The sequence below is a fragment of the Sphingopyxis sp. MG genome, assembly GCF_002953155.1.
Lineage (GTDB): Bacteria > Pseudomonadota > Alphaproteobacteria > Sphingomonadales > Sphingomonadaceae > Sphingopyxis > Sphingopyxis granuli.
Genome location: NZ_CP026381.1, coordinates 2956408 through 2969002 on the forward strand (window position 1 = coordinate 2956408; position 12595 = coordinate 2969002).

Here is a 12595-nt window from a genome sequence, read left to right on the forward strand (position 1 = left end):
GTCACGCCGCCGCACCGCTTTCCTCTTCTTCGCGCGCGCGTTTCGCCGCCGCCCGCCGCTCGCGCAGCGCTTCGAGGACGCTCGCCGCCTGGCGGCCGCCGCCCGCGACGAAGCGATAATCACGCCCGGCGCCGAGGTCGCCTTCGCTCATCTGCATGCCCAACCGCTCGGCGTCGAGCTGGCGCAGCGCCGCCTCGACATCCTCCATCTCGCGCGGGTCGACGCCGAGCCGGCCGAGCGCCATCAGCCCGAGCGCGATCGAGCTTTCGAACAGCTCGCGCACCGCCCCGGAAACCCCCGCGCCGTCGATCGCCATCAACTGGCGGCGGTCGAACACGCGGGTCAGCACCTGCGCCTGCGGAAAGGCCTCGACGATCGGCGCCAGCGTCGCGGCGTCGACGGACGGGTCGTCGATGCAATAGATGATCAGCCGCGCCTCCTCCGCCCCCGCGCGGCGCAGCAGGTCGAGCCGCAGCCCGTCGCCGAAATAGACCTTGGTGTCGAAGCGTCCCGACAGCTCGATCTGGCTCGGCTTCCGGTCGATCAGCGTCACCGAGCAGTCGACCGCGTGCAGCATCTGCGCGACGATCTGTCCGAAGCGGCCATAGCCGATGACCAGCGCCGAACCGCGCGGCGCGGCATCGGGCCCGTCATAACCGGCCTCATCGCTCCCCGGCGCCAGTTCGAGGTTGCGCGCGAACAGCATCAGGAAGGGCGTCGTGACCATCGACAGCGTGACGACGGCGCTGAACAGGCTGGCCGCCTGCGGCGCGATGAGCATCGCATCGGCCGCCTGCGTGAAGAGCAGGAAACCGAACTCGCCGCCCTGGCTGAGCAGCAGCGCGAGGCCGAAGGCGACCTGCCACGACTTGCCGGCCGCGCGCACCAGCAGCGTCAGCACCACCACCTTGACGATCACCAGCCCCGCCGCCAGCCCGACGACGCGCAGCGGATCGGCGAGCACGACGTTGACGTCGAGCACCATGCCCACCGCGAGGAAGAAGAGGCCGAGCAGGATCAGGCGGAACGGCTCGACATCGGCCTCGATCTCGTGCCGATAGGGCGAATCGGCGAGCATCACGCCCGCGACGAAGGCGCCGAGCGCGGTCGAGACGTGCAGGCTGTGCATCAGCGCCGCGCTCGCCAGCACGACGAGCAGGCCGACGACCACGAACAGCTCGCGCTCACCATAGCGGCCGACGAGACGCAGCAGCGGATTGACGACGAAGCGCCCCGCGAGCACCAGCCCGACGATCGCGAGCACCGTGTAGAGCGCCAGCACCCCGCCCGGCGGCGCCGCGGGATTGGCGGGCGCGCGCGACAGGGCGGCGACGATGGTGATCATCGGCACGATCGCGAGGTCCTGGAACAACAGGATCGAAAAGGCCTTTTCACCGAAAGGCGAGTTGATCCGCCCCGAACTCTTGAGGCTGGGCAGCACCTGCGCGGTCGAGGAGAGCGCGAGCGGCAGGCCGAGCGCGAGCGCCGCCTGCCAGCTGAAGCCCTGCGTCAGCAGGATCAGTCCGGTGAGCACCAGCCCCGTCACCACCACCTGCGCGAGGCCGAGCCCGAAGATCGCCTTGCGGAGCTGCCACAGCCGCCGCGGATGCAGTTCGAGTCCGACGAGGAAGAGCAGGAAGGCGATGCCGATCTCCGCGAACGCGAGCTTCGATTCGCCGCCGCCGACGAGCCCCAGCCCATAGGGGCCGACGAGCGCCCCGGCGACCAGATAGCCGAGCACCGCGCCGAGCCCGAGGCGGCGGAACAGCATCACGAACAGCGTCGCGACACCGAGCAGGATCGCGCCTTCGAACAGCAAGGTGTCGGTCGGCGTTTCGGATACCCGCTCGGTTACCGCCGCGCCCGCCGAGAGGAGCGGCAGCATCATCCCGCGACGTCGGCGCCCGCGAGCGCCGCGACCGCGGCATCGAAGGGCAGCAGGATCGCGCCGTGCCGCGCCGGATAGTCGCGCGCCGGCGCGAGCAGGTCGAACCCCGGCCAGTCGGGCACCGCACCCTCGCCCGCGAACCAGCCGGCGATCGCATCGCGCGCGGCGCGCAGGTCGGCAAGGCTGCGCCCCGGCGCATGGCGCGCGAGCAGCGCCGCCGATGCCTGCCCCAGCGCGCATGCCTCGACATGCAGGCCGACCGCGCGCACCGTCCCGGCGGCGTCGGCATCGATATCGACGATGATCCGGCTGCCGCACAGCGGCGCGCGCAGCGAGGCGCGCTGCCCGGTATCCAGCAGCGGATAGTCGGCGTTGGCGACGGCCAGCGCCAATATGTCGCGATTGTAGAGCGGCGCGCTCATCGCGCCCGATCCGCCCCGCCCTGCGCCGCGGCATCCTGTTCCGCCGCGTCGGGCACCGCCGCCGAGCGCGCGTCGGCGCGGCGGTCGGCAATGACCTTGCTCAGCGCCGCGCTCGTCGCGCTCAGCGCGGGATAGGTGCGGCTTTCGGTCATCCAGCCCGGACGTGCCGCGTTGCCGTAACCGACATCGTAGAGCAAGGTCGCCGCCATGAAGAGCAATGTCGCGAGCAAAAGCCCCTTCACCGCGCCGAACCCCGCGCCGAGCCCGCGGTCGAAACCGCCGACCAGCGAGGCGCGGCTGCGCTGCCCCATCGCGCGCGATCCCCATTTCGTCACCGCGAACGCGCCGCCGAACAACAGCACGAAGGACAGCATCGCCGCGCCGCCGGGGGCGCTGATATAGGCGCCCAGCAGGCCGGTCAGCATCGCATGGAAGAAGCGCACCGCCAGGAAAGCGAGCACCCAGGCGAGGAGCGACGTCACCTCCTGCACCAGCCCGCGCGAAAAGCCGAGCACCGCTCCGCCGCCGACGAGCGTCAGCACGATGATGTCGAGGGCCGTCAGATTCGCCATCGAACCGCAATCCAAAAATCACGCATGAAATACAACCGTTCGTGCTGAGCTTGTCGAAGCACCGTCCTTTTTCTCCTTCCCGGCAGAAAGAACAGCCCTTCGACAAGCTCAGGGCGAACGGAATAGCTTGATGTCCGTCGATCCAGGACGGATCGCCATTCAGCTCTGGCGGCCTGCAAATGGCGGCTTTTCGCGCTTCCGGTGCTCACGTGCCATCAGCACGCTGCGCTCCGGGTCACGAAAAACCACCATTTTCGGCTCGCCATCTTCTGAATGGCGATCCGTCCTAGGCACGCCCGAGCATCAGGTCAACGAGTTCGCCGAGCCGGCCGAAGCCGGTGACGCCGATCCCCTTCACACCCTTCATCCCCTTTGGCCCCCAGCCGCTTGAAAAGCCGAGCTTCGCCGCCTCGCGCAGGCGCAGCGCGTCGTGCGCGACCGGGCGCACCTCGCCCGACAGCGAAAGTTCGCCGAAGACGATCGCATCGGCGGGCACCGGCCGCTCGCTGAACGCCGAGATCAGCGCCGCCGCCACGGCGAGGTCGGCCGCCGGATCGGTGAGGCGATAGCCGCCCGCGATGTTCAGATAGACCTCCGCCGCACCCATCTGGAGCCCGCAGCGCGCCTCGAGCACCGCGAGCACCATCGCGAGCCGCCCGCTGTCCCAGCCGACGACGGCGCGGCGCGGCGTCGCGCCGCTGGCGAGGCGGACGGTCAGCGCCTGTACCTCGACCAGCACCGGCCGCGTGCCCTCCAGCGCGGGGAACACCACCGACCCCGGCACGTCGCGGCTGCGGTCGGTCAGGAAGAGGCTCGACGGGTTGGCGACCTCGCCCAGCCCCTCCTCGCCCATCGCGAACACCCCGATCTCGTCGGTGCCGCCAAAGCGGTTCTTGACCGCGCGCAGGATGCGATACTGGTGGCTGCGCTCGCCCTCGAACGCCAGCACGGTGTCGACCATATGCTCAAGCACGCGCGGTCCCGCGATCGTCCCGTCCTTCGTCACATGGCCGACGAGCACGATCGCCGCGCCGCTGTCCTTGGCATAGCGGATCAACTCCTGCGCGCTCGCGCGCACCTGGCTGACGGTGCCCGGCGCGCTGTCGATCAGGTCGCTGTGCATCGTCTGGATCGAATCGATGACGACGAAATCGGCGCCGCGCCCCTCCAGCGTTGCGAGGATGTCGCGCACCGAAGTCGCGCTGGCGAGCGCCACCGGCGCGTCGCCGAGCCCCAGCCGCTGCGCGCGCAGCCGCACCTGCGCCGCCGCTTCCTCGCCGCTGATATAGACGACCGACCTGCCCGCCTTGGCGATCCGGCCCGCGGCCTGAAGCAGCAAGGTCGATTTGCCGATCCCGGGATCGCCGCCGATCAGCGTCGCCGACCCGGCGACGAAGCCGCCGCCGAGCGCGCGGTCGAACTCGGCGATGCCGCACAGCATCCGCTCGGGCATTGCGCTCTGTTCGTCGAGCGTTTCGAGCGCGAGCGTGCGGCCGCCCTTCGACAGGTCGTGCTTCGCGGAAAAGACCGTTTCGGCCGCTTCCTCGACCAGCGTGTTCCATTCGCCGCAATCGGCGCACTGACCCTGCCAGCGATAGCTGACGGCGCCGCAATTCTGGCAGACATATTGGCGTTTCGCTTTGGCCATGCGGCCTCGCATAGTCGGAACAAAAATGGAACGCTAGCAATTTCCCACCATCGTCATTGCGAGCGAAGCGAAGCAATTCAGAGCATGCGTAAGCCGCCCTGGATTGCTTCGCTTCGCTCGCAATGACGAGGAAAGGGTTCTAGGGGATCGGAAAACCCGAATCACCATCCAGCAGGATCACCCGAGCCATGAAATTCTTCGCTGACACCGCCGAAATCGACGCCATCCAGGAACTCGCCGCGACCGGCCTGCTCGACGGCGTCACGACCAACCCGTCGCTGATCGCCAAGTCGGGCCGCGACTTCAAGGAGGTGACGAAGGAAATCTGCGCCCTCGTCGACGGCCCCGTGTCGGCCGAGGTGGTCGCGCTCGACCATGAAACGATGATGAAGGAGGCCGAAATCCTTCGCAGGATCGCCGACAATGTCTGCATCAAGGTGCCGCTGACCATCGACGGGCTCAAGACCTGCAAGGCGCTGACCGGCGACGGGACGATGGTCAACGTCACGCTCTGCTTCTCGGCGACGCAGGCGCTGCTCGCGGCAAAGGCGGGGGCGACCTTCGTCTCACCCTTCGTCGGCCGCCACGACGACAACGGTTTCGACGGCATGCAGCTGATCGCCGACATCCGCCTGATCTACGACAATTACGCCTTCGACACCGAAATCCTCGTCGCCAGCGTGCGCCACGGCATCCATGTGCTGGAGGCTGCGAAGATCGGCGCCGACGTGATGACCGCGCCGCCGTCGGTCATCAAGGGGCTGTTCAAGCACGTCCTGACCGAAAAGGGCATCGAAGGGTTTCTGGCGGACTGGGCCAAGACCGGGCAGTCGATCTGATCTGCCGAACATAAACAAGCCGTGTGCACCCGCGAAGGCGGGTGCCCATCATCCTGCAGCGCTATTTTGAACTGGCGGGAGATGGGTCCCCGCCTTCGCGGGGACACACTGCATAATCGCACCCTTTCCAGTTGACGTAAACGTCAACTCGCGCCGATACTCGCCCGAAAGGGAGAGATTCGCATGACCGACACCGCCGCCCCCGCCGTCCTGACGACACGCAACGGTCATATATTGATCGTCACGATCAACCGGCCCGAGGCGCGCAACGCCGTCAACGCGGCGGTCCACGTCGGCATCGGCACCGCGCTCAACGAAGCGGAAAGCGACCCCGAAATCCGCGTCGTCATCATCACCGGCGCGGGCGACAAGGCGTTCTGCGCCGGCGCCGACCTCGTCGCCCTGTCGCGCGGCGGCGCGCTGGCTCCCGAAGACAAGGCGCAGCAGGCATGGGGCTTCGGCGGCTTTGCCGCGCACCCGATCTCGAAACCGGTGATCGGCGCGGTCAACGGCTTCGCCTTCGGCGGCGGCTGCGAGCTCGCGCTGATGTGCGACCTGATCGTCGCCGCCGAAAATGCGCAGTTCGGCCTGCCCGAGGTCAAGGTCGGGCTGTTCGCGGCGGCGGGCGGCGCCTTCCGCATCGTCAAGCAGCTACCGCCGAAGCTGGCGATGGAACATCTGCTGACCGGCGATCCGTTCGACGCCGCGACCGCGCTGCGCTATGGTTTCGCCAACCGCGTCGTGCCGCTCGCCGACCTGATGCCGACCGCGATGGCGCTCGCAGAGAAGATCGCGGGCAACGCCCCCTTGTCGGTGCAGGCGTCCAAGCGCGTCGCGCTGAGGATGCAGGACGGACAGATCGCCGGCGACGATGCGCATTGGGCCGACAACAGCCGCGAACGCAAGCTGCTGATGGCGAGCGAGGACGCGCGCGAGGGGCCGCGCGCCTTCGCGGAGAAACGCAAGCCGGTGTGGAAGGCACGCTGAGATGAGCATGACCGATCCCGAACGCATTCCCGTCATCATCGGCGTCGGGCAGGTCAACGACCGCCCCGACGATCCCGACCGGGGGCTCGACTCGCTCGGCCTGATGGTCGAGGCATTGAAGGTCGCGGCGCAGGACGCCGGCGTGCCGCTCGCCGACATCGACAGCCTCGCGATCGTCGACCAGATCAGCTTCCATCATCTCGGCAAGCTGTGCGAACCGCTCGCGGTGGCGATCGGAGCAGCGCCCGCGATCAACTACCAGTCGGCGGCGCCGCATGGCGACACGCCGATCCGCCTGCTCAACGAGGCCGCGAACCGCATCGGCGCAGGCGAGGTCAAGCTGGCGGCCGTCGTCGGCGGCGAGGCGCTGCGCACCGCCGCGGGCCGCGCCGCCAAGGCGGCGAGCGGCGAGGACAAGAGCTATAATGCCGTGCGCAAGGTGGCGACGCGGCGCGAACCCAACTACGCCCAGAGGCACGGCCTGTCGGCGCCGGTCGACATCTATCCGCTCTACGAAAATGCGACGCGCGCGGCATGGGGCGAAAGCCTCGAGGACGCGCAGTTCGAAAGCGCCGAAATCTGGTCGCGCTTTTCCGAGGTCGCGGCGGAAAACCCCGGCGCGTGGATAAGAAAGCCCACCTCGCCCGCCGACATCCTCGACGTGAACGAACGCAACCGCCCGATCGCCTTTCCCTATTCGAAGCTGATGGTCGCCAATTCGTCGGTGAACCAGGGCGCGGGCTTTCTCGTCGCCAGCCTTGCCGAGGCGCGGCGACGCGGCATCGCCGAGGATCGGCTGATCTACGTCGGCATGGGCGCTGCCGCGAAGGAACCCGCGAGCATTCTGGCGCGCGACCGCTACGACCATAGCGTCAGCATGGAGACGTCGATCGCCCGCACGCTCGACCTGAACGGCATGACGGTCGAGGATTGCGACTGCGTCGAACTCTACAGCTGCTTTCCCTGCGTGCCGAAGATGGCGCGGCGCATCCTCGGCTGGCCGTGGGACCGGCCCGCGAGCGTGTTCGGCGGCCTGACCTTCGGCGGCGGCCCGATCGCCAATTACATGAGCCACGCGGTCGTCTCGATGGTCGACAAGCTGCGCCGCGAAGGCCGCTATGGCTTCCTGTTCGCCAATGGCGGTTTCGCGACCGACAATCATTGCATCGTGCTGGGCAACCGGCCGATCGCGGCGGCACGCTTTCCGCAGGATTTCGACTATCAGGCCGAAGCCGAGGAAAAGCGCGGCCCCGTTCCCGAACTGGTCGAGGATTATGCGGGGCCGGCGACGATCGAGAGCTACACGGTCTTCTACGGGCGCGATGGCGCGCCCAGAGCGGGCGTCGTCGTCGCGCGCACGCCCGAAGGGCAGCGCACGCTCGCGCATGTCGACGTGCGCGACGCGGCGATGCTGGCTTTCCTGACCGACGGCAAGGCCGAACCGGTGGGAACGGAAGGGCGCATTGTAGCGCTGGACGAGGGATTCGGCTGGCGGGCCTAATTCTCCCCTCCCGCTTGCGGGAGGGGTCGGGGGAGGGCCCGTTTGAAAGCCAAGGTACGGGAGAGCGACACGCCCTCCCCTAACCCCTCCCGCAAGCGGGAGGGGAACTAGATATCGAACGACACCCCCTGCGCCAGCGGCAGCGCGTCCAAATAATTCACCGTGTTCGTCGCGCGGCGCATATAGGCCTTCCAGCTGTCCGATCCCGACTCGCGGCCGCCGCCCGTCTCCTTCTCGCCACCGAAGGCGCCGCCGATCTCGGCCCCGCTCGTCCCCAGATTGACGTTGGCGATGCCGCAGTCGCTTGCGGCGAGGAAGCGCTCGGCCTCGGTCAGGTCGCGCGTGAAGATCGCCGACGACAGCCCCGCGGCGACGGCGTTGTGCAGCCGGATCGCCGCGTCCAGATCGTCGTAGCGCATCACGTAGAGGATCGGTGCGAACGTCTCCTCCAGCACCGGCCCGACCTGCCCCGGCATCTCGACCAGCGCCGGACGGACATAATAGCTCGCGCCCTCGCCGACGCGCGTCCCGCCGTGGACGACGCCGCCCGCCGCCCGCGCGGCGGCCAGCGCCGCCTGCATCGCCTCGAACGCGGCCCGGTCGATCAGCGGCCCGACGAGCACGTCGCCTTCCAGCGGGTTGCCGACCGCGACGCTCGCATAGGCGGCTTTCAGCCGCGCGACGAAGGCGTCATGGATGCTGTCGTGGACGAACAGCCGCCGCGTCGTCGTGCAGCGCTGCCCCGCCGTGCCCATCGCCCCGAACGCCACCCCGCGCAACGCGAGGTCGAGGTCGGCCGACGGCGCGACGATCACGCCGTTGTTGCCGCCGAGTTCGAGGATCGCGCGCGCGAAGCGCCCGGCCAGCCGCGGCGCGACCGCGCGGCCCATCCGCGTCGAGCCGGTCGCCGAAACGAGCGCGACGCGGGCGTCGTCGACCAGCGCCTCGCCCGCCTCGCGTCCGCCGATCAGAAGCTGCGACAGCCCCGCGGGCGCTTCGCCGAAACGCACCAGCGCGCGCTCGAAGATCGCCTGCGTCGCCAGCGCGGTGAGCGGCGTCTTTTCGGACGGCTTCCACACCACGCTGTTGCCGCACACCAGCGCCAGCGCGGCGTTCCACGCCCATACCGCGACCGGGAAATTGAAGGCCGAGATCACGCCGACGACGCCGAGCGGGTGCCAGACCTCCATCATCCGGTGCCCCGGGCGCTCGGTCGCGATGGTGAGGCCATAGAGCTGCCGCGACAGCCCGACTGCGAAGTCACAGATGTCGATCATCTCCTGCACCTCGCCCGCGCCTTCCGAGGGAATCTTGCCCGCCTCGATCGTCACCAGCCGGGCGAGGCTATCCTTCGCGGCGCGCAATTCCTCGCCGAACAGCCGCACCAGCTCGCCGCGCCGCGGCGCCGGGACCCGGCTCCACGCGCGGAATGCCGCGGTCGCGCGATCCAGCGCCGCATCGATGTCGGCCGCGCCGGAAACGCGCACCATCGCGACCTGCTCGCCGGTCAGCGGCGACAGCGACGGCATCGAACCGTCGGTCCATGCGGCACGATCGACGCCCAATGCGTCGAGCAAGCGTCCAGTTTCTTCCGTGATCCCGGCCAACGTCCATCCTTTCAGCCTTTCGCCTTCCATCCCAATACCCCTCTCTCCGTTCGTGTCGAGCGAAGTCGAGACACCCCGAAGGCGAATGCAAGCGATAGGCATCTCGACTTCGCTCGATGCGAACGGATAAGGAAGGAAAAAGGATTCGCGGCCGAACGCCCCGGCAACGGGCAGGCCCAAAGATCGGGAGAATCAAGGATGTCCGAACTGCCCCCTTCCGAGCCCTTCGTCCCGGTCCCGCCCGCGGCAGCAGCGAACACGCACACCAGCGCCGCCGATTACGAGCGGCTCTATGCCGAAAGCATCGCCGATCCAGATGCCTTCTGGGCGAAGGAGGCCGAACGGCTCGACTGGTTCACCCCGCCCACGAAGATCGCCAACTGGTCGTTCGATCCCGTCAGCATCAAATGGTATGAGGACGGCGTCCTCAACCTCTGCCACAATGCGCTCGACCGCCATGTCGCGGCGGGCCGCGGCGACCGGACCGCGATCATCTTCGAACCCGACGCCCCCGACGGCGAGGCGCGGACGATCAGCTATGCGGCGCTGCTCGCCGACGTCGTCCGCATGGCGAACACGCTGAAGAAGCTGGGCGTCCGCAAGGGCGACCGCGTCACCATCTATATGCCGATGATCCCCGAAGGCGCGGTGGCGATGCTCGCCTGCGCGCGGATTGGCGCAATCCACAGCGTCATCTTCGGCGGCTTCTCACCCGAGGCGATCCACGGCCGTATCGAGGATTGCGGCAGCGACTGGGTGATCTGCGCCGACGAGGGGCTGCGCGGCGGCCGCACCATTCCGCTGAAGGCCAATGTCGACAAGGCGCTTGAACGCGTCGCGGTGAAAGGCGTGCTCGTCATCGCGCACACCGGCGGCGACATCGCGATGAAGGAAGGCCGCGACCATTGGTACGACGCGCTGTCGGCCGACGTCGGCGCCGAATGCCCCTGCGAGCCGATGGGGGCGGAGGACCCGCTGTTCATCCTCTATACCTCGGGCTCGACCGGCAAGCCCAAGGGCGTGCTTCACACCACCGGCGGCTATTCGGTGTGGATCGCATCGACTTTCTGGTACGGCTTCGACTATCGCCCCGGCGAGATCTTCTGGTGCACCGCCGACATCGGCTGGGTCACCGGGCACAGCTATGTCGTCTATGGTCCGCTACAGAACGGCGCGACGACGCTGATGTTCGAGGGCGTTCCCAACTATCCCGACCACGACCGCTTCTGGCAGGTCGTCGACAAGCACAAGGTCGACATCCTCTATACCGCGCCGACCGCGATTCGCGCGCTGATGCGCGAAGGCGACGATTATGTGACACGCCACGACCTGTCGTCGCTGCGCCTGCTGGGCAGCGTCGGCGAACCGATCAACCCGGAGGCGTGGCGCTGGTATCACGATGTCGTCGGCAAGGGCCGCGTGCCGGTGGTCGACACCTGGTGGCAGACCGAGACCGGCGGCACGATGATCACCACCCTGCCCGGCGCGCATCCGATGCAGCCGGGAAGCGCGGGGCGCCCCTTCTTCGGCGTCCGCCCGCAACTCGTCGATTCCGACGGCAACGTCCTCGCCGACGAACAGGATGGCGGGGTCGCCGAGGGCAATCTGTGCATCACGCACAGCTGGCCGGGGCAGATGCGCACTGTCTATGGCGATCACGAGCGCTTCGTTCAGACCTATTTCTCGACCTACAAGGGCAAATATTTCACCGGCGACGGCTGCCGCCGCGATGCCGAAGGCTATTGGCGGATCACCGGCCGCGTCGACGACGTCATCAATGTGTCGGGACACCGCATGGGCACCGCCGAGGTCGAAAGCGCGCTGGTGCTGCACGAACTGGTGGCAGAGGCGGCGGTCGTCGGCTTCCCGCACGACATCAAGGGCCAGGGCATCTACGCCTATGTCACGCTGAACGCGGGTATCGAGCCGACCGACGAGATCGTCACCATGCTGAAGCAGCAGGTGCGCACCGAGATCGGCCCGATCGCGACCCCCGACCATATCCACCTGACCCCGGCGCTGCCCAAGACGCGCTCGGGCAAGATCATGCGGCGCATCCTGCGCAAGATCGCGGAAAACGACTTCGGATCGCTCGGCGACACCTCGACCCTCGCCGACCCGAGCCTGGTCGACGGGCTGATCGAGGAGCGGCGGAACCGGTAGCTTCGCCGCCTCTAGAGCATCGAGCATTAAATCTGAACCGTTTGCCCTGAGCTTGTCGAAGGGCCGTTCTTTCTTTTGGCGCCGCAAGAAGAATGACGGTGCTTCGACAAGCTCAGCACGAACGGCAGAAAGGGTGATGCAGATTTAACGCACGATGCTCTAGCGAAAGCCGGAGCGGCGTCGGTCGTCAGAAATGCCGGTGGTCAGAAATGAAAGTCCGGCAGCGTGTCGAGCGCGTGCCCCAACGCCGCGGCCCAGCCGTCGGAGACGCTCTGGTAATAGGGATCGCCGCGTTCGAAGCGACGTTCGCGCACGGTGGTGAAGTCGTCGCGCGCGTGCACCTTCAGGTCGATCGGCAGATCGACCCCGGCGTTGGCGCGGATCGTCGAATCGAACGAGACGCACAGCAGTTTCACCGCATCCTCGAATGCCATGGCGGGATGATAGGAGCGGACGATCATCGGGCGGCCGTATTTGGTCTCGCCGATCTGGAAGAAGGGATTGTCCTCGCCCGATTCGATGAAATTGCCCTCGGGATAGATCAGGAACAGCCGCGGCTCGCCGCCGCGGATCTGCCCCCCGACGATCAGCGAGGCGCGGAAGATCGATTCGGCGTTCTGGCCCTCCGCGCCATAGCGCATCACGATGCCGCGCAGCGTCTCGCCGATGATCGTCGCGACCTCGAACATCGACGCCGCGGTGAGGATCGGCGGATGCCGGTCGCCGGGCGCCTTGAGCCGCTCGTCGAGCAGGCTGACGACCCCCTGCGTCGTCGCCAGATTGCCCGCCGACATCAGCGTGATCACGCGCTCGCCGGGAACGTGCCAGCTCCGCATCTTGCGGACCTGCGAGATGTCGTCGACGCCCGCGTTGGTGCGGGTGTCCGACATGAACACCAGTCCCTTGTTCAGGCGCATGCCGACGCAATAGGTCATCGCCCGAAGTTCGCCCGGTCCGCCGCCGCCGTC

General features: G+C 67.9%; 10 protein-coding genes. 4 read left to right on the plus strand and 6 right to left on the minus strand.

Annotated features, from left to right (window positions below; genetic code table 11):
- Window position 1 precedes the first annotated feature (1 nt).
- The 4 genes from C3E99_RS13570 to radA form a co-directional block, all read right to left on the minus strand.
- Window positions 2-1888, minus strand: coding sequence for a cation:proton antiporter domain-containing protein (locus C3E99_RS13570; RefSeq protein WP_076076899.1), 1887 nt, complete (start codon window positions 1886-1888; stop codon window positions 2-4).
- Window positions 1885-2310 (minus strand): iron-sulfur cluster assembly scaffold protein, encoded by a 426-nt coding sequence (locus tag C3E99_RS13575; RefSeq protein ID WP_104959956.1) that lies wholly within the window; start codon window positions 2308-2310, stop codon window positions 1885-1887. The genes C3E99_RS13570 and C3E99_RS13575 overlap by 4 nt, the downstream gene beginning before the upstream one ends.
- Window positions 2307-2882 (minus strand): CvpA family protein, encoded by a 576-nt coding sequence (locus tag C3E99_RS13580; RefSeq protein ID WP_076078127.1) that lies wholly within the window; start codon window positions 2880-2882, stop codon window positions 2307-2309. Before C3E99_RS13580 ends, C3E99_RS13575 begins: the two co-directional genes overlap by 4 nt.
- 286 nt (window positions 2883-3168) lie before the next feature.
- Entirely contained in the window at window positions 3169-4530 is a 1362-nt protein-coding gene (radA, locus tag C3E99_RS13585) for a DNA repair protein RadA (protein ID WP_104960384.1), read from the minus strand.
- Window positions 4531-4718: 188 nt separating this feature from the next.
- Between radA and fsa the strand changes: the two genes are divergently transcribed.
- The 3 genes from fsa (at window position 4719) to C3E99_RS13600 (ending at window position 7857) form a co-directional block, all read left to right on the plus strand.
- Complete coding sequence (gene fsa / locus C3E99_RS13590) at window positions 4719-5369, plus strand: fructose-6-phosphate aldolase (protein ID WP_076076901.1); 651 nt, start codon at window positions 4719-4721, stop codon at window positions 5367-5369.
- A gap of 183 nt (window positions 5370-5552) precedes the next feature.
- A complete protein-coding gene (locus tag C3E99_RS13595) occupies window positions 5553-6356 on the plus strand; it encodes an enoyl-CoA hydratase-related protein (protein ID WP_076076904.1) in 804 nt (267 codons plus the stop codon).
- A 1-nt stretch (window position 6357) separates the two neighbouring features.
- Window positions 6358-7857, plus strand: coding sequence for an acetyl-CoA acetyltransferase (locus tag C3E99_RS13600; RefSeq protein WP_442800473.1), 1500 nt, complete (start codon window positions 6358-6360; stop codon window positions 7855-7857).
- Between the two features lie 107 nt (window positions 7858-7964).
- Here the strand turns inward: C3E99_RS13600 and amaB are convergent, their stop codons facing one another.
- Window positions 7965-9494, minus strand: coding sequence for an L-piperidine-6-carboxylate dehydrogenase (gene amaB, locus C3E99_RS13605; RefSeq protein WP_104959957.1), 1530 nt, complete (start codon window positions 9492-9494; stop codon window positions 7965-7967).
- Window positions 9495-9662: 168 nt separating this feature from the next.
- Between amaB and acs the strand changes: the two genes are divergently transcribed.
- Entirely contained in the window at window positions 9663-11627 is a 1965-nt protein-coding gene (gene acs, locus C3E99_RS13610; RefSeq protein ID WP_076076909.1) for an acetate--CoA ligase, read from the plus strand.
- A gap of 203 nt (window positions 11628-11830) precedes the next feature.
- On the opposite strand, the gene C3E99_RS13615 is transcribed toward acs, so the two are convergent.
- Window positions 11831-12562 carry a peptidase gene (locus C3E99_RS13615; protein WP_067106147.1) on the minus strand — a complete coding sequence of 244 codons (732 nt, stop codon included), beginning with the start codon at window positions 12560-12562 and terminating at the stop codon, window positions 11831-11833.
- Window positions 12563-12595 lie beyond the last annotated feature (33 nt).